12 protein-coding genes and 1 tRNA gene are annotated in these 19,515 nt (G+C 64.0%); 9 read left to right on the forward strand and 4 right to left on the reverse strand.

From position 1 onward, the window contains the following. Positions 1–294: 294 nt before the first annotated feature. The 4 genes from rpoB (at position 295) to AC1MLZ_RS06320 (ending at position 11,443) form a co-directional block, all read left to right on the forward strand. Positions 295–4,449 carry a DNA-directed RNA polymerase subunit beta gene (rpoB, locus tag AC1MLZ_RS06305; RefSeq protein WP_480960893.1) on the forward strand — a complete coding sequence of 1,385 codons (4,155 nt, stop codon included), beginning with the start codon at positions 295–297 and terminating at the stop codon, positions 4,447–4,449. 169 nt (positions 4,450–4,618) lie between these two features. Continuing rightward, complete coding sequence (gene rpoC, locus AC1MLZ_RS06310; protein ID WP_480960894.1) at positions 4,619–8,905, forward strand: DNA-directed RNA polymerase subunit beta'; 4,287 nt, start codon at positions 4,619–4,621, stop codon at positions 8,903–8,905. A gap of 306 nt (positions 8,906–9,211) precedes the next feature. Next, the gene (locus AC1MLZ_RS06315) at positions 9,212–10,474 is read left to right on the forward strand and encodes a glycosyltransferase family 87 protein (protein WP_480960895.1); all 1,263 of its coding nucleotides are present in this window, start codon (positions 9,212–9,214) and stop codon (positions 10,472–10,474) included. Between the two features lie 180 nt (positions 10,475–10,654). Continuing rightward, positions 10,655–11,443 (forward strand): hypothetical protein, encoded by a 789-nt coding sequence (locus AC1MLZ_RS06320; protein ID WP_480960896.1) that lies wholly within the window; start codon positions 10,655–10,657, stop codon positions 11,441–11,443. A 146-nt stretch (positions 11,444–11,589) separates the two neighbouring features. Here AC1MLZ_RS06320 and AC1MLZ_RS06325 read toward each other — a convergent pair whose 3' ends face one another. Further along, positions 11,590–12,369, reverse strand: a complete 780-nt coding sequence (locus tag AC1MLZ_RS06325; protein ID WP_480960897.1) for a metallophosphoesterase family protein — start codon at positions 12,367–12,369, stop codon at positions 11,590–11,592. Continuing rightward, on the reverse strand, positions 12,362–13,456 hold the full coding sequence (locus AC1MLZ_RS06330; RefSeq protein ID WP_480960898.1) for a catalase family protein: 1,095 nt from the start codon (positions 13,454–13,456) through the stop codon (positions 12,362–12,364). Before AC1MLZ_RS06330 ends, AC1MLZ_RS06325 begins: the two co-directional genes overlap by 8 nt. Before the next feature lie 125 nt (positions 13,457–13,581). On the opposite strand from AC1MLZ_RS06330, the gene AC1MLZ_RS06335 reads away from it, so the two are divergent. From AC1MLZ_RS06335 to AC1MLZ_RS06355, 5 genes are all read left to right on the forward strand, one after another. Next, positions 13,582–14,256 carry a fumarylacetoacetate hydrolase family protein gene (locus tag AC1MLZ_RS06335; RefSeq protein ID WP_480960899.1) on the forward strand — a complete coding sequence of 225 codons (675 nt, stop codon included), beginning with the start codon at positions 13,582–13,584 and terminating at the stop codon, positions 14,254–14,256. Between the two features lie 44 nt (positions 14,257–14,300). Next, positions 14,301–15,920 (forward strand): OFA family MFS transporter, encoded by a 1,620-nt coding sequence (locus tag AC1MLZ_RS06340; protein ID WP_480960900.1) that lies wholly within the window; start codon positions 14,301–14,303, stop codon positions 15,918–15,920. Between the two features lie 59 nt (positions 15,921–15,979). Beyond that, positions 15,980–16,873: an SDR family oxidoreductase gene (locus AC1MLZ_RS06345; protein WP_480960901.1), complete on the forward strand. Its 894-nt coding sequence runs from the start codon at positions 15,980–15,982 to the stop codon at positions 16,871–16,873. Between the two features lie 258 nt (positions 16,874–17,131). Next, complete coding sequence (locus AC1MLZ_RS06350) at positions 17,132–18,265, forward strand: PepSY-associated TM helix domain-containing protein (protein WP_480960902.1); 1,134 nt, start codon at positions 17,132–17,134, stop codon at positions 18,263–18,265. Next, a complete protein-coding gene (locus AC1MLZ_RS06355) occupies positions 18,262–18,483 on the forward strand; it encodes a hypothetical protein (protein ID WP_480960903.1) in 222 nt (73 codons plus the stop codon). The genes AC1MLZ_RS06350 and AC1MLZ_RS06355 overlap by 4 nt, the downstream gene beginning before the upstream one ends. Before the next feature lie 295 nt (positions 18,484–18,778). Here the strand turns inward: AC1MLZ_RS06355 and AC1MLZ_RS06360 are convergent, their stop codons facing one another. Together AC1MLZ_RS06360 and AC1MLZ_RS06365 are read right to left on the reverse strand one after the other, a co-directional pair. Continuing rightward, positions 18,779–19,069 (reverse strand): hypothetical protein, encoded by a 291-nt coding sequence (locus AC1MLZ_RS06360; protein WP_480960904.1) that lies wholly within the window; start codon positions 19,067–19,069, stop codon positions 18,779–18,781. 336 nt (positions 19,070–19,405) lie between these two features. Continuing rightward, a tRNA-Ala gene (locus AC1MLZ_RS06365) sits at positions 19,406–19,481 on the reverse strand. Positions 19,482–19,515: the final 34 nt, after the last annotated feature.

Below are 19,515 nucleotides of genomic sequence, written 5' to 3' on the forward strand. Positions count from 1 at the left end.
AAATATACTTAGTCATGGGGGCGGTAGCGGCGGCCTCCGTGCGAAACGACCGTTTAACGCCTGCCCTTTGACATGACGCTGCGGCGCGCCTATATCCGTTTCTCACCACAGCATCCGGGAAATGACATGCCGTCGCGCAGCGTGTCGATCGTATTGGATACCGAGGTTTCATACGCTGAGAGCCGCCGCACCTGATGCGCGCGGCCTTTTTGCGTGAACGTGCGTCTCGCTTGGGGGTTCCCAAGCACGAAATTACGACTGATCCGTCAGTTTTTATAGGGCGAAATAAAACCTATGGCATCCAAGGCGATCGAACACGGCACTGCAAAGCGCCGTATCCGCAAGGTTTTCGGCAACATCCACGAAGTCGTGCAGATGCCGAACCTGATCGAAGTCCAGCGCGAGAGCTACGAGCAGTTCCTGCGCTCCGACAAGTCGATCGGCCACGTTTCGGGCTTGGAGAAGACGCTGCGCAGCGTGTTCCCGATCCAGGATTTCGCCGGCACCGCCTATCTCGATTTCGACGATTACGTCCTTGAGCCGCCGAAGTTCGACGTCGAGGAGTGCCGCCAGCGTGGCATCACCTACGCCGCGCCGATGCGCGTCACTCTCCGTTTGACCGCATTCGAGGTCGATCCCGATACCGAGGCCAAGTCGGTCATCGATATCAAGGAGCAGGACGTATACATGGGCGACATGCCGCTCATGACCGAGAACGGCACGTTCTTCATCAACGGCACCGAGCGCGTCATCGTCAGCCAGATGCACCGCTCGCCGGGCGTCCTGTTCGATCACGATCGCGGCAAGACGCACGCTTCGGGCAAGTATCTGTTCGCAGCGCGCGTGATTCCGTATCGCGGGTCGTGGCTCGATTTCGAGTTCGACGCGAAGGACATCGTCAACGTCCGCATCGATCGCAAGCGTAAGCTGCCAGTAACGGCGCTGCTCTACGCGCTCGGCATGACGTCGGAAGAGATCCTCAACTATTTCTACAACCGCGTGACGTTCGTCCGCGGCCAGGGTGGCTGGATCGTTCCGTTCCAGGTCGAGAACTGGCGTGGCCAGAAGCCGATGTTCGACATCGTCGATGCCAAGACCGGCGAAGTCGTGTTCCCGAACGGCCAGAAGATCAGCCCGCGCGCGGCGAACAAGGCGTTCAAGGACGGCCTCACCGACCTGCTGATTCCGACCGAGGAAATCTTCGGCCGCTATTCGGCCTACGACCTGATCGACGAGTCGACCGGCCGCATCTACATCGAAGCCGGTGACGAAGTGACCGCCGAGAACCTCGAACTGCTCGACCAGGCAGGCATCGAGCGTCTCGACCTGCTCGACATCGATCACGTCGCGACGGGTCCGTGGATCCGCAACACGCTCAAGGTCGACAAGGCCGAAGAGCGCGAGCAGGCGCTGTCCGACATCTACCGCGTGATGCGCCCCGGCGAGCCGCCGACGCTGGAGACGGCTGAGTCGCTGTTCTCGGGCCTGTTCTTCGATCCCGATCGCTACGACCTGTCGGCCGTTGGTCGCGTGAAGCTCAACATGCGTCTCGACCTCGACGTCGAGGATACCGTGACGACGCTGCGCACCGAGGACATCCTCGAGGTCATCAAGACGCTCGTGAATCTCAAGGACGGCAAGGGCGAGATCGACGATATCGACAACCTCGGTAACCGTCGTGTCCGTTCGGTCGGCGAGCTGCTCGAGAACCAGTACCGCGTCGGCCTGCTCCGCATGGAGCGTGCCGTGAAGGAGCGCATGTCGTCGGTCGATGTCTCGACGGTCATGCCGAACGACCTGATCAACGCAAAGCCTGCGGTTGCCGCGGTCCGCGAATTCTTCGGCTCGTCGCAGCTGTCGCAGTTCATGGATCAGACCAACCCGCTGTCGGAAGTCACCCACAAGCGTCGCGTGTCGGCACTTGGACCAGGTGGTCTGACGCGTGAGCGCGCCGGCTTCGAAGTCCGCGACGTTCACCCGACGCATTACGGCCGTATCTGCCCGATCGAGACGCCGGAAGGCCCGAACATCGGTCTGATCAACTCGCTCGCCAGCTTCTCGCGGGTGAACAAGTATGGCTTCATCGAGACGCCGTACCGCAAGGTCATCGACCACAAGGTGACCGACGACGTCGTGTACCTGTCGGCGATGGAAGAGGCCAAGCACACGATCGCGCAGGCTAACGCCGAGCTGACCGAAGACGGCCGCTTCAACGAGGAGCTGGTGTCGTCGCGTCAGGCTGGCGAATTCCTGATGGCCCTGCCGGACAACATCACGTTGATGGACGTCAGCCCCAAGCAGCTCGTCTCGGTCGCCGCATCGCTCATTCCGTTCCTGGAAAACGATGACGCCAACCGTGCACTGATGGGCTCGAACATGCAGCGTCAGGCTGTGCCGCTCGTCCAGGCCGAGGCGCCGTTCGTCGGCACCGGCATGGAAGAGACGGTTGCGCGTGACTCTGGCGCCGCGATCTCGGCCAAGCGTGCGGGCATCGTCGACCAGGTCGACGCGGCGCGTATCGTGATCCGTGCAACCGGCGAGATCGATGCCGGCAAGTCGGGCGTCGACATCTACACGCTGATGAAGTTCCAGCGCTCGAACCAGTCGACCTGCATCAACCAGCGTCCGCTGGTGAAGGTGGGCGATGCGGTCCGTGCAGGCGACGTGCTCGCTGACGGCCCGTCGACCGAGTTCGGCGAGCTGGCGCTGGGTCGCAACAGCCTCGTCGCGTTCATGCCGTGGAACGGGTACAACTACGAGGATTCGATCCTGATCTCCGAGCGGATCGTGAAGGACGACGTGTTCACGTCGATCCATATCGACGAGTTCGAAGTGATGGCTCGCGATACCAAGCTCGGGCCCGAGGACATCACGCGCGACATCCCGAACGTCGGCGAGGAAGCACTCCGCAACCTCGACGAGGCGGGCATCGTGTACATCGGTGCAGAGGTCGAGCCGGGCGATATTCTCGCCGGCAAGATCACGCCGAAGGGTGAATCGCCGATGACGCCGGAGGAGAAGCTTCTCCGGGCGATCTTCGGCGAGAAGGCCAGCGACGTGCGCGATACGTCGCTTCGCCTGCCGCCGGGCGTGTCGGGTACGGTCGTCGACGTTCGCGTCTTCAACCGTCACGGCATCGACAAGGACGAGCGTGCGATGGCGATCGAGCGCGAGGAGATCGAGCGCTTGAAGAAGGATTCGGACGACGAGCGTTCGATCCTGAACCGTGCGACCTGGTCGCGTCTTCGCGAGATGCTGCTCGGCCAGACGGCTACCTCGGCGCCGAAGGGCGTCAAGAAGGGCGTCGTGATCGACATGGATCTGCTCGACAGCGTCGACCGCCACGAGTGGTGGAAGTTCGCGGTCGCCGAGGACAAGGTCCAGAGCGATCTCGAAGCGGTCAAGATCCAGTATGACGATGCAGCCAAGCTGATCACGGACAAGTTCCACGATCGTCGCGAAAAGCTGGAGCGTGGTGACGAACTGTCGCCGGGCGTGCTGAAGATGGTCAAGGTGTTCGTCGCGGTGAAGCGCAAGCTGCAGCCCGGCGACAAGATGGCCGGCCGTCACGGCAACAAGGGCGTCATCAGCCGCATCCTGCCGGCGGAGGACATGCCGTTCCTCGCCGACGGTACGCCGGTCGATATCGTGCTGAACCCGCTGGGCGTGCCGTCGCGCATGAACGTCGGTCAGATCTTCGAAACGCATCTGGGCTGGGCCGCACGTGGCCTGGGTCAGTCGATCACGGCGGCGCTCGAGACGTGGCGTGAGGAGAATCCGGACGCCAAGCCGGGTGCGATGCCGGAGGCGGTCCGCGATCGTCTCAAGACGGTGTATGGCGAGCAGTACCACGAAGAGATCGATGCCCGTACGGGTGACGAGATCATCGAGCTGGCCCAGAACCTGAAGGGCGGCGTGCCGATGGCGACGCCGGTGTTCGATGGTGCCCGCGAAGCCGACGTGTCGGCGATGCTGGCGCTGGCGGGCCTCGACACCTCGGGTCAGTCGGACCTGTTCGACGGCCGCACCGGCGATCAGTTCGATCGCCAGGTGACGGTGGGCTACATCTACATGCTGAAGCTCCACCATCTGGTCGACGACAAGATCCACGCACGGTCGATCGGGCCGTACTCGCTCGTCACGCAGCAGCCGCTGGGTGGTAAGGCGCAGTTCGGTGGTCAGCGCTTCGGCGAGATGGAAGTCTGGGCACTCCAGGCCTACGGCGCGGCGTATACTTTGCAGGAAATGCTGACGGTGAAGTCGGACGACGTTGTCGGACGCACCAAGGTCTACGAGGCGATCGTCAAGGGCGACGACACGTTCGAGGCCGGCATCCCGGAGAGCTTCAACGTGCTCGTCAAGGAAATGCGTTCGCTCGGCCTGAATGTGGACCTGAAGCAGTCGGAGCCCGGCTACGACAGCGACGGCATCCAGATCGCGGCGGAGTAAGCCTCAACTCCTCCCCCTTCCGCTTGCGGGAGGGGGCCGAGGGTGGGCTCCCGGCCGGCAGCGAAACGCGATGTCGATGCCGGGCGCCCACCCCCTCCCAGCCTGAAGAGGCTGGGCCCCTCCCCCTCCCGCAAGCGGTAGGGGGGAAGATTTTTCCTAAGGACAGCTCATGAACGAGATGACCCCCTTCGCCAATCCGGTCGCTAAGACCGAGACGTTCGACCAGATCCAGATCGGCATCGCGTCCCCGGACAAGATCCGCTCATGGTCGTTCGGCGAGATCAAGAAGCCCGAGACCATCAACTATCGCACGTTCAAGCCCGAGCGTGACGGCCTGTTCTGCGCGCGCATCTTCGGTCCGATCAAGGATTACGAGTGCCTGTGCGGCAAGTACAAGCGCATGAAGTACAAGGGCATCGTCTGCGAGAAGTGCGGCGTCGAGGTTACCGTCTCGAAGGTTCGCCGCGAGCGGATGGGCCATATCGAGCTGGCCGCTCCGGTCGCGCACATCTGGTTCTTGAAGTCGCTGCCGTCGCGCATCGGCCTGCTGCTCGACATGCAGCTGAAGCAGCTCGAGCGGGTGCTGTACTTCGAGGCGTACATCGTCATCGAGCCGGGCCTGACCCCGCTCGAAAAGTACCAGCTGATGACCGAGGACGAGCTCCTCGACGCGCAGGACCAGTATGGCGAGGACGCGTTCTCGGCCGGTATCGGTGCCGAAGCGGTCCGCATCATGCTCGAATCGCTCGATCTCGTCGGCGAGCGTACCGCGCTGCTCGAAGAGCTGGCGGTCACCAAGTCCGAGCTGAAGCCCAAGAAGATCATCAAGCGGCTGAAGGTCGTCGAGAGCTTCATCGATTCGGGCAACCGCCCCGAGTGGATGATCCTCGAAGTCGTTCCGGTCATCCCGCCCGAGCTGCGCCCGCTGGTGCCGCTGGACGGTGGTCGTTTCGCGACGTCGGATCTGAACGATCTGTATCGCCGCGTGATCAACCGCAACAACCGCCTGAAGCGCCTGATGGAGCTTCGCGCGCCGGACATCATCGTCCGCAACGAGAAGCGCATGCTCCAGGAGGCCGTCGACGCGTTGTTCGACAATGGTCGCCGCGGTCGCACGATCACGGGCGCCAACAAGCGTCCGCTGAAGTCGCTGTCCGACATGCTCAAGGGCAAGCAGGGCCGCTTCCGTCAGAATCTGCTCGGCAAGCGCGTCGACTATTCGGGTCGTTCGGTCATCGTGACCGGGCCTGAGCTGAAGCTGCACCAGTGCGGCCTGCCGAAGAAGATGGCGCTCGAGCTGTTCAAGCCGTTCATCTACGCGCGTCTCGATGCGAAGGGTCTGTCGATGACCCTGAAGCAGGCGAAGAAGTGGGTCGAGAAGGAGCGCAAGGAAGTCTGGGACATCCTGGACGAGGTGATCCGCGAGCATCCGGTCATGCTGAACCGTGCGCCGACGCTTCACCGTCTCGGCATCCAGGCGTTCGAGCCGGTATTGATCGAGGGCAAGGCGATCCAGCTTCACCCGCTGGTCTGCTCCGCGTTCAACGCCGATTTCGACGGCGATCAGATGGCCGTGCACGTTCCGCTGAGCCTTGAGGCCCAGCTCGAAGCGCGCGTCCTGATGATGTCGACGAACAACATCCTGTCGCCCGCCAACGGCAAGCCGATCATCGTTCCGTCGCAGGACATGGTCCTCGGTCTCTATTATCTGTCGATGATGAAGGAGAACGAGCCGGGCCAGGGGATGCTGCTCGGTGACATGGCCGAAGTGCACCAGGCGCTGAACGCTCAGGCGGTCACGCTGCACACCAAGGTCATCAGCCGCGTTCCGCAGACCGACGAGAAGGGCAAGCAGTACCTCAAGCGGTACGAGACGACCCCGGGTCGCATGCTGCTGGGCGAGTGCCTGCCGCACAGCCACAAGGTGCCGTTCGACACCGTCAACCGCCTCCTCACCAAGAAGGACGTGGGCGACGTGATCGACGAGGTCTATCGTCACACCGGCCAGAAGGAGACCGTGCTGTTCGCCGATGCGATCATGTCGCTCGGCTTCCGCCACGCCTTCCGCGCCGGCATCTCGTTCGGCAAGGACGACATGATCATTCCGGACGCCAAGGTTGGTCTGGTCGACGACACCAAGGCGCTCGTGAAGGACTTCGAGCAGCAGTATCAGGACGGCCTGATCACGCAGCAGGAGAAGTACAACAAGGTGATCGACGCCTGGAGCCGTTGCGGCGACCAGGTCGCGAACGCCATGATGGACGAGATCCGCTCGGTGAAGATCGACGAGGAAACCGGCCGTGAAAAGCCGATCAACTCGATCTACATGATGGCCCATTCGGGTGCTCGTGGTTCGCAGGCGCAGATCAAGCAGCTTGCCGGTATGCGCGGCCTGATGGCCAAGCCGTCGGGCGAGATCATCGAAACGCCGATCATCTCGAACTTCAAGGAAGGCCTGACCGTCCTGGAGTACTTCAACTCGACCCACGGCGCTCGTAAGGGCCTCGCGGATACGGCGTTGAAGACGGCGAACTCCGGCTACCTGACGCGTCGTCTGGTCGACGTGTCACAGGATTGCGTCATCATCGAACCGGATTGCGGCACGACCCGCGCTCTGGAGATGAAGGCCATTCTTCAGGGTGGTTCGACCATCGCATCGCTCGGCGAGCGCATCCTCGGTCGTACGACCGCGGAGGACATCGTCGATCCGAAGACCGGCAAGGTCGTCATCCCGTCGGGCACGCTGCTCGACGAGCCGATGATCACGACGATCGAAGGCCTCGGTACGCAGTCGTGCAAGATCCGCAGCCCGCTGGTCTGCGAATCTAAGATCGGCGTGTGCGGCAAGTGCTACGGGCGCGATCTCGCCCGCGGTACGCCGGTCAACATCGGTGAAGCTGTCGGCGTCATCGCCGCGCAGTCGATCGGTGAGCCTGGCACGCAGCTGACGATGCGTACGTTCCACATCGGTGGTGCAGCGCAGCTCAACGAGACGTCGAACCTCGAGGCACACGCTGACGGTACGGTGCAGTTCCGCGATCTGCGTATCATCGTCGACCAGCGTGGCCGTCGCGTGGTGCTCAGCCGCTCGGGCGAAATCGCGATCGTCGACATGGACGGCCGCGAGCTCTCGGTCGATCGTATCCCCTACGGTGCGTACGTGCTGTTCGACGATGGTCACATCGTGTCGCGCGGCGACCGGATGGCCGAGTGGGATCCGTTCACCATGCCGGTGATCACGGAGAACCCGGGCACGATCAAGTATGTCGACCTGATCGAGGGCAAGACGCTCACCGAGCAGACCGACGAAGCCACGGGCATCGCCCAGCGCGTCGTGATCGAATATCGTGCGGCGACCAAGTCGAAGGAGGATCTGCGTCCGCGCATGACCCTGCTCGACGAGACGTCGGGCGAGACCGGTCGTTACATGCTGGCGATCGGCGCGACCTTGTCGGTCGAGGACGGCGCACAGGTGTTCGGCGGCGACGTCGTGGCCCGTGTCAGCCGCGAGAGCGCCAAGACGCGCGACATCACCGGTGGTCTGCCGCGCGTTGCCGAGCTGTTCGAGGCCCGTATCCCCAAGGACTCGGCGATCATCGCCAAGATCTCGGGCCGCGTGGTGTTCGGCAAGGACTACAAGGCGAAGCGCAAGATCGGCATCCAGCCCGAGGATGGCGGCGACGTCGTCGAGTATCTGGTGCCGAAGTCGAAGGTCATCGACGTCCAGGAAGGCGATTACGTCAAGCGTGGCGACAACCTGATCGGCGGCTCGCCCGATCCGCACGACATCCTCGAGACGATGGGCATCGAACCCCTCGCCGAGTATCTCGTGTCGGAAATCCAGGAGGTCTATCGTCTCCAGGGCGTGAAGATCAACGACAAGCACATCGAGACGATCGTTCGTCAGATGCTGCAGAAGGTCGAGATCACCGACGGCGGCGACACGACGCTGCTGAAAGGCGAGCAGGTCGATCGCGAGGAAATGGACGCGACCAACGAGAAGCTAGAGAAGAAGCAGACCCGCGCACAGGGCAAGCCCATCCTGCTCGGCATCACCAAGGCGTCGCTGCAAACCCGCAGCTTCATCTCGGCGGCATCGTTCCAGGAGACCACCCGCGTCCTCACCGAGGCAGCGGTCCAGGGTAAGCAGGACATGCTGATGGGCCTGAAGGAGAACGTAATCGTCGGCCGGCTCATCCCGGCAGGCACCGGTGCAGGCCTCAACCGCCTGCGTGTCGTGGCCAACAGCCGCGACGCCGCGATGCGCGTCCAGCAGCGCAAGATGGCGGAGGTGTCGATCGTGGCACCGATGTCAGCTGCGGACGAGCATGCTGCCGAACTCGCGCGTAGCCCGCGTGATGCAGGCGGCGTTGGTGAGGACCCGCTCGCAGCGGTCGTCACCTCGGGCACCGGCACCGACGCGGATGCCGGCGAGTATCTGAACGAGACCGAGTAATCGGTTTCGTCAGACGCCTCGGCGCTGACTAAAGAAAAGGCCGCCGTCCGGGATACCGGGCGGCGGCCTTTTTCGTTCCGAGTGGAGGGCGCAGCGTTCAAAGCGCGTGAAGCTACTGACGTACGAAGCGCCTCATACCGTGTTGGTTGACGAAGGCTCCGCGACGCCGATGAACATGTTCGGACGGCATTTTAGCACGATCGCTAATCGCTGTTTAACTGGTTTCTCCTAGCGTTCCCGCATGAACCCAGTTGTTTGCAGATTTACAGTTCGACCGAGCATCGCGGGGCTCGGATGTTGCGATTAGTGTCTGCTGCGGTGGATGCGGTGCGCGAGATGACGTGGCTCACCAGGAGGCGTTTGGCCGCTTATCGCCGTATCATGCTTATCGTATTTTCCTGCGCAGCTATCGGCACGATTCTGACATCGCGCCAGGGTATCGATCGTATGGGAAAGGCGCTCGGCACCGATTTCCTCGCCTTCTGGTCTGCATCCAGACTAGCGCTTAGCCATGATGCCGCCGCCTATGACTTGGCTCGCATCTATGCCGTCGAGCTTGGGGCGATGCCGGTCGATCCCGGTTTGTCCTCTTTCCTGTACCCTCCCCCCTATCTGTTGCTGTGCCTGCCACTTGGTCTGGCGCCTTATTTCCTTTCACTTGGGCTCTGGATCGCGTCCACGGGCATCGCCTACGGACTGGTTGTGCGTCGCTGGCTCGCTGCTCAGCCTGATGCTGAGCGCGGCGCTGCGATCACGATCCTTGCTTTCCCTGCCGTTCTTATCAATGCCGGCCATGGTCAGAATGGGTTCCTGACAGCCGCGTTACTCGGTGGCGGGCTGTACCTGCTCGATCGTCGGCCGTGGATCGCTGGCGTATTGCTGGGCCTGCTCGTGATCAAGCCGCAACTGGCTTTTGCCATTCCCGTGCTCGTGCTCGCCAGCGGACGGTGGCGGGTCGCGATCTCCGGCGGCGTGACGGCCCTCGTATTCTGTGCGCTTTCATGGCTTATGCTGGGCCGGGGCGCGTGGTCTGGGTTTCTTTCTGGCGGACAGACCGCGCGAGACATTATGGAGCGAGGCGTAGTCGAGCCTGGGAAAATGGTCAGCGCGTTTGCCGCCGTCCGAGTTCTCGGCGGCGGCGTGGTGCTTGCATATGTGGGACAGGGGCTGATCGCGATTGGCGCGGCTTTCGCGCTTGGTCGCAAAGTGCGACACCGTAGCGCGTCACCGGAGGCCCACGGTGCACTGTGCGCGGCGGCCTCGACGTTGATGAGCCCTTTCTTTTTTGACTACGACTTGACGATCCTGGCGTTCCCCCTTGCTTTGTTGCTTACCGAAGGGCTGCGACGCGGCTTCCTGCCGTGGGAAAAAGCCATTCTCGTTTCCGCGTATCTGCTACCCATCGGCGCAAGAGGCCTCGCGTTGAACTTTGGTCTGCCCGTTGCCCCGTTTGTCCTGATCGTTGTATTCTTGGCGTGCTTACGGGCTGCGAGCCGGCCGGCGAAACGATCCTCATCGTCCGACGAGTATGGCTGGTCGGACTCGCCACCGCGGCCGGAAATTGCCTAGTCGATCATTGGTACAGGTCGACACGACGCTATCGCTTTCGAGGCGAGTGTATGCGCTACCTGCGCGCTGTATGCAGCTGACGGATCAAGCCCGCGATCGGACCACGGCACCAAATGAACTCTTCGTCATCCACGCACCGTTAGTTGCCGAGAACGCGACACGCGGGTAGGCGGACTGCCGATGCGGTCGGCGTACCATCCTTCGTCGATCGAGACGCGCGGTTCGACGCGGCGGCGCAGTGGCGCGTTCGTGCTCACCGTCATTGCGCATGTCCTCATTCTCCTGCTGCTGTTGCGACTGGCTCCGTCGGCCGTCGTAAAGCCCGAGGAGCGCCGCGATCCGGTCACGTTCCAGATCGCCCCGGACCAGACCGCCCCCACACCCAAAAAGCGCACGCCGTCGCCGACCCGACAGAAGCGCGCGAGCGGTGGTTCGCCGCAGCGCGCCGCACCGCGGGTCGCGTCCGCGCAGGCGCCGCCTGCCCCGCCGAATTCGCCGCCGCCGTTGCCGATCAAGATGCTCGGCGGGATGGAGATGTTCGATGCCGCGGATATTTCGAAGATGCCGTCACATCCCGATGACCAGCTCGCGGGCGGGGATGGCGGCAGCGGTTCGGGCAAGGGCAAGGATAGCGGCTCGGCCTATGGGCCCGGCGAGGGGCCGGGTGGCGAGCGGTTGTACAAGGTCGAATGGTATCGCCGTCCGGCCGATGCCGAACTCAACGGCTATCTGAAGAGCGCCCCGCCGCCGAACAGCTGGGCGAAGATCGCTTGCCGCATGATCGCGAATTATCAGGTCGAGAACTGCCGCGCGTTGAGCGAGTCGCCGGTAGGGTCAGGCCTTGCCCGCGCGATGCGCCAGGCCGCGTGGCAGTTCCGCGTCCGTCCCCCGCGGGTGGGCGGGAAGCAGATCCTCGGCGGCTGGGTGGAGATCGATATCGAGTTCAATTCCGGGAAGGCACCGGACTGATAGGCGGCCGGTAGACGTGCCGTCCCCCTCCGTCATCCTGACGAAAGTCAGGACCCAGGGTTACAAAGGACATCCTACTTGGCTCTGGGTCCTGACTTTCGTCAGGATGACGGAGGGCCTAGTCTGTTTGGGTGCGACGCAGTGCCTCAGACATCGCTGGTGATCGAATGCTTTGGCTCCGGCGACAGCGTGCGGGCGAGCGTCTCGAACTTCCCCCCGTCGACCCGTATCTCGTTGAACGCAGGCGGACTGCCACGCGTCCGCTTCGACAACGTGCCCGCACCGATCATGCGGATAGTCCGTCCTTCGCGTTCGACCGGCACGTCGAACGGGTCGTGGACGTGGCCGGACAGCACCGCATGTGCGCCGGCCTCGGCAAGCGCGGTCAGTGCCTCGTCGCCATGACGCGTCTTGGCGGTGCCGGTGGTCCCGCCCTCGATCAGCGGATGATGCGCGCCGATGAAGATCAGGTTGCCCTTCGGCACGTCCGCGATCATCGCCAGCGCGCGCTTCAGCGATCCCGAGCTCACGCGTCCCTTCGACCAGTTCCACCGCCACTGCGCCCGTGCCGTCGTCTTCAGCGGGACGACCGTGACGCCGGGAAGCTCCAACGGCTTCTCGATCATCTGCTCGACCGCGGCGTAGCGCTGGTAAGGCGCGAGCAGCCGCCGGAACGGGTCCCAGTAATAGGGAATGTCGTGATTGCCGACCTCCAGCGTGACGGGGACGCCGAGCGAGCGCAGCCAGTCGCCACCGCGCTGGAACTCGTCCTTCGTCGCGCGCATCGTCAGGTCGCCGGTCATAATGACCGCGTCGGGCTTTTCCTCCGTCACCAGATCGGAGAACCAGGCGATCGCCGCCGGGTCCTCCGCGCCGAAGTGCACGTCGCTGACGTGGAACAGTTTGAGCGTGCGGGCCTTAAGCAAGTTCGGACAGCTTTGTTGGTTCGTGCATCGGGCACCCGTTGAAATTGCCGCGGAAACCCGCCGACTGTTTGTACGTTTCGTTGCGCGCGCGATTGACGCCGCCGAGCGGCTGGTGGGCAGCGATGCCGTGCCAGATGCTGTACGACAGCGCATCGTCGGTGCGATCCGTCACGCCGTGCTCCCACGAAAGCTGCGGCGGGATTTCGAGCGTCGCGACGGTCACGAACGGGCTCTCCGCCTCGTCCCAGACGACGGAGGCGTCCTCGATCGGCATCGTTTCAAGATCGGTGTTGAGCTGCACGCGGAACTCCCACGTGCCGCCATGCTCGATCAGTTCGTCGCGCACGACCTCACGCAGCGCGTCGGGACGCGACGTGATGTCGACGGTGTCGCCGGTCAGCCGCGTGATACCGGGCGAAACGGGAAACAGCGCGACCTTCGCGATATAGTCGCCGTGACGAAAAGGGGTCTGCGAATAATAGGTTTCGCCGAGCGGATGGACGGGCTTGGCACCGCCGAGCGTCTGCAACGTCGCCGACTGTCCCCCGACCGCTTCCAGCGCGGATTCGACGACGCGGAACGTCGCGGACATCGCCTTTTTCACGCCCTCGAACCGATCGGTCGTCTTGACCAGCAACTTGAGGTTCTTCGAGAACGCCTTGGCGTCGGGTGCGGAGAAGGCCGGGCCGTTGACCATGATGAAGTCCTGCGTCGTGTCGCCTTCGGACCCCGGCAGGCGCGCGCCCTCGACGTCCAGGATCTTGAGCGCGAGACCGCGTGGCAGGCTGACGCTGTCGTCGAGGATGTCGCCGGCATTGGTCGAGATGCGGATTACCGCCTCATGCGTACCGGGCCGGGCGAAGATGCCCTGGGCGAGTTCGGCGGGCAGGTTGTCGGCCACGGTGAACGTACCGCGTGCGATGCCGTGAGCCTTTGCGTGGACCGAACGCACGGCGTGACCGTAATCCTGCGACGTCGTCTCCAGAATCTCCTGGAAAGACCCCTCCAGCGTCTTCAGCGTCTCCTGCTCGTCGGGCGCGATCGTCTCTACCGACGGATCGAACCGAACGGGTTGCTTGCTGGGCATCGGGGGTATCTCCTCTGGGTACCCAGCCGTAACCGCCTGAGTCGAAAGACGTTCCGCTCCCGTTGCAGACCGGCGCGTTGCAAACCGGGCGCTCGCAGCCGATGAAGGGGGGAGAAGGAGCATTCATGCAGATACCCGAGATCACCGCGCCGACCATCGCGATCGCCGGCACGAACGACCGCTTTCCCGTCCGCCGTATCTTCTGCGTCGGCCAGAACTACGCCGATCACGCGCGCGAGATGGGATCCGATCCCGATCGCCAGGAGCCGTTCTTCTTCTCCAAGCCGGCCGACGCTGTCGTGTCCAACGGCACGACCCTGCCCTTTCCGCCGCAGACCGAAGACCTGCATCACGAAGTCGAACTGGTGATCGCGCTCGGTGCCGGCGGCAAGGATATCAGCGTGGGCGATGCCGCCGCGACGATCTTCGGTGCGGGCGTCGGCATCGACCTGACGCGGCGCGATCTCCAGGCGGTCGCGAAGAAAGCGGGCCGACCTTGGGACATGGCGAAGGGCTTCGATCGTTCCGCGCCCATCTCCGCGATTACCGCGGGCATTCCCGCGACCATGGGCAGCATCGCGCTCACCGTCGATGGCGAGACCCGTCAGTCGGGCGACCTGTCGATGATGATCTGGAGCGTGCCGGAGATCATCGCGACGCTGTCGACCTTCGTCGAACTGGCCCCGGGCGACCTGATCTTCACGGGCACCCCGGCCGGCGTTGGCCCAATCCAGCGCGGACAAAGCGTGCGCGCGACGATCGAAGGATTCGAACCACTCGAGGTGACATTCGCCGCGTGATCGACCATCGTCCGGCATATAAGCGATAATAAACAGGGGATTGCATGCCGAACACGAGAGACTTGGGCGCGGAGGGCTTTCTCAGCAGAGCCCGAACCGTCGCCGCGCCCGGCTTCAACCGGTGGCTGGTGCCACCGTGTGCGCTGGCGATCCACCTGTGCATCGGCATGGCGTACGGGTTCAGCGTGTTCTGGCTGCCGCTGTCGCGTGCGATCGGGATTTCGGACCCGGTCGCCTGCCCAAACCTCTCGCTGCTCGGCGCGCTGACCACGACGACCTGCGACTGGCGGGTGAGCGATCTCGTCTGGACGTACACGCTGTTCTTCGTGGTGCTCGGTGCCGCCGCCGCGATCTGGGGCGGTTGGCTCGAACGTGCCGGACCGCGCAAGGCCGGCATCGTCGCGGCGTTCTGCTGGTGTGGCGGCATGGGGATCGCCGCGATCGGCATCGCGACACATCAGTTGTGGCTGATCTGGCTCGGGTCGGGCGTGATCGGCGGGATCGGGCTTGGCCTCGGCTACATCTCGCCGGTGTCGACGCTGATCAAATGGTTTCCCGATCGGCGCGGGATGGCGACCGGCATGGCGATCATGGGCTTTGGTGGCGGCGCGATGATCGGCGGGCCGCTCGCCGACCTGTTGATGAAGCATTTCGCCAGCCCCGCGGGCGTTGGCGTCTGGCAGACATTCCTGGTGCTGGCCTGCGTCTATTTCGTGTTCATGATGGCCGGCGCGATCGGCTACCGCGTGCCCGCCGAGGGTTGGGCGCCGGCCGGCTGGACCGCACCGACTTCGGCGAAAGCCTCGATCAGCCGCTTCAACGTCGCCTTGTCGAACGCGCACCGCACGCCGCAATTTTGGCTGGTGTGGCTGGTGTTGTTCTTCAACGTCTCCGCGTCGATCGGGATCATCGGCATCGCCTCGCCGATGCTGCAGGAACTGTTCGGCGGACGCCTGATCGATGCGCCCAGCGTGTTGTTCACCGCGTTCGACGACGACCAGAAAAAGGCGGCGGCAGCGGTCGGTGCAGGGTTCGTCGGTGCGATCAGCCTGTTCAACATCGGCGGGCGGTTCTTCTGGGCGTGGCTGTCCGATCGGATCGGGCGGAAGCCGTTGTTCGCGACCATCCTGGTGGCGGGCGCGCTGCTCTATGGCCTGGCGGCACCGGCACTGGCCGGCACGACGCTCGGCCTGTTCATCCTGGTCTTCTGCATCCTCGCGTCGATGTACGGCGGTGGTTTCGCGACCGCGCCGGCGTATCTCGCCGATCTGTTCGGGACGAAATACGTCGGTGCGATCCATGGGCGGTTGCTGACCGCCTGGTCGACTGCGGGCGTGGTCGGGCCGTTGCTCGTCGCCAACATGCGGGACCGCGCGATCGCGGCGGGTGTGCCCCGCGGCGATATCTATCCGCCGATCTTCTGGGTGCTGGCGGCGATGCTGGTCGCGGGGTTCGTCGCGAACCTGTTCGTGCGGCCGGTCGCGGCGAAGTTCCACATGCCGGCGGACGACAGGCCGATCGCGGTCGAAACGGTGGCCGGCGGGACGGTCGCGGCGGAAGCCGGCACCTCGCCGGTGGTCGTCTTCGCGTGGCTGGCAGTCGGGCTGCCGATCCTCTGGGGAATCTACATGACGCTGTCGAAGGCGTTGATCCTGCTCAAATAAGTTGCAACCTATCCGCGCCGACATGGGTTGCCCCTGTTCACTCTAGACAGGAGCAACCCATGGCCGACCGGCTCACCATGCAAGATCCGCGCACGCAATATCCGCAGCCCCCCTTCCCGCAACAGCCGCAGGAAGCACCGGGAATTGCGTCGAAGATGGAGCCCAAACCGGATCACGGCGAGACGAGCTACAAGGGTTCGGGCAAGCTGGCGGGGCGCAAGGCCCTGATCACCGGCGGCGACAGCGGTATCGGTCGTGCCGCTGCGATCGCTTATGCGCGCGAAGGCGCCGACGTCGCGATCGTCTATCTCCCCGCCGAGGAGGCCGACGCGAAGGAAGTCGTCGCATTGATCGAGGCGGAGGGGCGCAAGGCGCTCACGCTGCCGGGCGACGTGAAGGACGAGGCGTTCTGTCGCGCCGCGGTCAAGCAGACGGTCAATGCGTTTGGCGGGTTGGACGTGCTGGTCGTCAACGCCGGACGCCAGCAGACGCGGCCGACCGTCGCCGACATCTCCACCGACGATTTCGACCAGACAATGAAGACGAATGTCTATGCGCTGCACTGGTTCGTGCAGGCGGCCGTCCCGCACCTACCCGCTGGCGCGGCGGTCATCACGACCGCTTCGGTGCAGGGCTATGATCCGTCGGACAATCTGCTCGACTATGCGACCACCAAGGCAGCAATCGTCGCGTACACCAAGGGTCTCGCGAAACAACTGATCGAGAAGGGCATCCGCGCCAACGTCGTCGCGCCGGGACCATTCTGGACGGTGCTCCAGCCGAGCGGTGGACAGCCGCCGGAGAAGGTCGAGACTTTCGGCTCGCAGAGCCAGTTCGGCCGCCCCGGCCAGCCGGTCGAGATCGCGCCGGTGTATGTCCTGCTCGCGTCGCAAGAGGGGAGCTACATCACGGGTGAAGTCTACGGCGTCACCGGCGGCGCCGGCGTAGCCTGACGCGCGGTTTTTCCTGAAATCCTCCCCCGCCAGGGGGAGGTGGCACCAAAGGTAACGGAGGGGGAGGAACACGCAACAGCGGTTGTCCTTGCCTCCCCCACCGTCTGGCAAGCGCCAGCCACCTCCCCTTCGCGGGGGAGGATCAGTTGAGCAAACGCCCCGCCCATACATCGCTATTGCACATCGTTATCAAATCTGTACCTGTGTGCCGGTGACCATCTGGCAGCACCTTCCCTCTGACTTTCTCGTTCCCCGCGCATGACTCGCGGCACGATCAAGACCTGGTATCTGGTCCATAAGTGGACGAGCCTGATCTGCACCGCGTTCCTGCTGATGCTCTGCGTGACCGGTCTTCCGCTGATCTTCGAAGAGGAGATCGACGGCTGGCTCAACCCGCCTGCGCCGATGGCAGCGCTGCCAACGGACACGCCGCCGCTGTCGCTCGATGCCATTCTGGCGCGCGCGGCGAAGGCGGCTCCCGGTGAAATCCCGCTCTACATCAGCTTCGACGAAGAGCGGCCGATCGTCTACGTCACCACCGGCCCGACGCCCGATGCGGTCCCCGCAGCGATGCATTTCCTCGCCTTTGACGCGCGTACGGGCGCAAAGATGCCGCCCTATGTACCTGGCGTGATGGCGTTCATCCTCGAACTGCACACCGACATGCTGCTCGGCTTCTGGGCGGAAATCTTCCTCGGCGTGATGGGACTGCTGTTCTTCGCCGCGATCGTCTCGGGCGTGGTGCTCTACGCACCGTTCATGGCCAAGCTCGACTTCGGCACTTTACGTCGCGGCCGTAGCAAGCGGCTGGGGTGGCTCGATCGCCATAACCTGCTCGGCATTGTCACGCTCGTCTGGGCGAGCGTCGTCGGCGTGACAGGGACGATCAACACGTTCGTCGTGCCGATCACCGGCATCTGGAAGGCGAACGGCCTCGCCGAGATCATCGCGAGCGAAGCACGGACGCCGCTGCCCGCGCAACGCGCTCCGGTCCAGGCAGCGCTCGACGCGGTCCAACGCAAGGCGCCCGACATGAAGCCGCAGTTCATCGCCTTCCCAGGCGTCGTCTTCAGCAGCCAGCATCATTACGCCGTGTTCCTGAAGGGTGCGACGCCACTGACGTCGAAGCTGTTGCTGCCGGGCTTCGTCGATGCCGCGACCGGACGGCTCGACGCGGTCGTGCCGATGCCCTGGTACATGCAGGCGATGCTGCTCGCGCAGCCGCTGCATTTCGGAAATTACGGCGGCCTCGCGATGAAGATCATCTGGGCGCTCTTCGACATATTGACGATCATCGTGCTCGGCAGCGGGCTGTATCTTTGGCTGCGTCGTCGCGGCGGTCCGAGCGACCAGCGCGTCCGCGAAGTCGTGATGGCGGGAGAAATCGCATGACTCACAAGACCAATAGCCAGATCTTCGCACTGCCGATCCTGCTCGGCGTGTCGACCGTCGCGGGGTTGGGCGCAGGGCTTATCGGCGACGGCGCCTGGGACGTCGGTGCGGGCCTGCTACTCGCGCTGCCGCTGGTGGTGACCGGCCGCTACTGGGTGCGCACGCCCGGACCGGCGCAGCGCGGCCGACAATTGCAGACCGCGCCGATACGGCGATAACGCAGAGCCGGCGTGATACCGGTTCCACGCTAGTTCCCAATTGTCGCAGCCGGGCGAACGACTTCAGGTCGCTGGTGTAGCTTGCCGGGCTGGCGCGGTTGCCGGCACTCCGACGGGAGCGGCACCCGGTGCTGGAGCGACTGCATCAGAAGCCGTTGGCGGTGGGGGAGCCATGCCGGCCGCCGGCGGCGGGGGAGCACCCGGACCGCGACCGGGACCATCGTAGCCATCACGACCGGGCCCGCCAGGACCAGGCGGGCCACGCGGCGGGCCGCCGACCCCGCGCCAAGTGCGATCACCTTGCCCCCGGAGCGACCAGGAACGCGGCGTGGACAAAGCCATTCTCGAACCGGCTCTGGATCGTCACCGGCTGGCCGGCTGCGCGGGAGCTCGCCGAGCTGAACGGCGGCAAGCTGACGCTCGGCAAGTCTCCCCAGCTAGACGGTCTGATCGCCTGCCTGACCTGCCCCTCCGCCGATAGGTTCAGGAGGATCGGGCAATTACGGACTTTGAGAACGCCAGCGGGAACGTTCCGCAACGACAGCTTCAGCGAAAGACTGGCGTTTCGTCCCCCGTCCGCGATCATGTAGGTGATCGCAAGGAGCCCTGTATCATCTTTGTAATTGATCCCGCGATGCGCTCAGCAAATGCAGGAGGTCCTCGACGCGTCGGGGGCGTTAGCGAGGGGACAGCTGCTTGGTTTGCCGCAGTCTTGCCGGGCCCAAGGACACACGAACTCGCCTCACGTCCTCGGCGCGCCTGTGGCTAAGCTGAGATCGTCCTGCGACTACAGTTGGAAAACACCGCGCTTTGTGCGGACATGTGCATGTGATCATCAGGTCCCGCTACGCGTATAGCAGCCGCCCGGTGAACCAGCGGATTACCCAACTCAATACTGCAATTTTCAGCAGAGTAACGGAAATGGTGGAGCCGAGGGGGATCGAACCCCTGACCTTTCGCATGCCATGCGAACGCTCTCCCAGCTGAGCTACGGCCCCATTCCCGTTGGGAGGCGGGTCACTAACCGGACCC

This window comes from Sphingomonas sp. PEI4 (assembly GCF_056679955.1).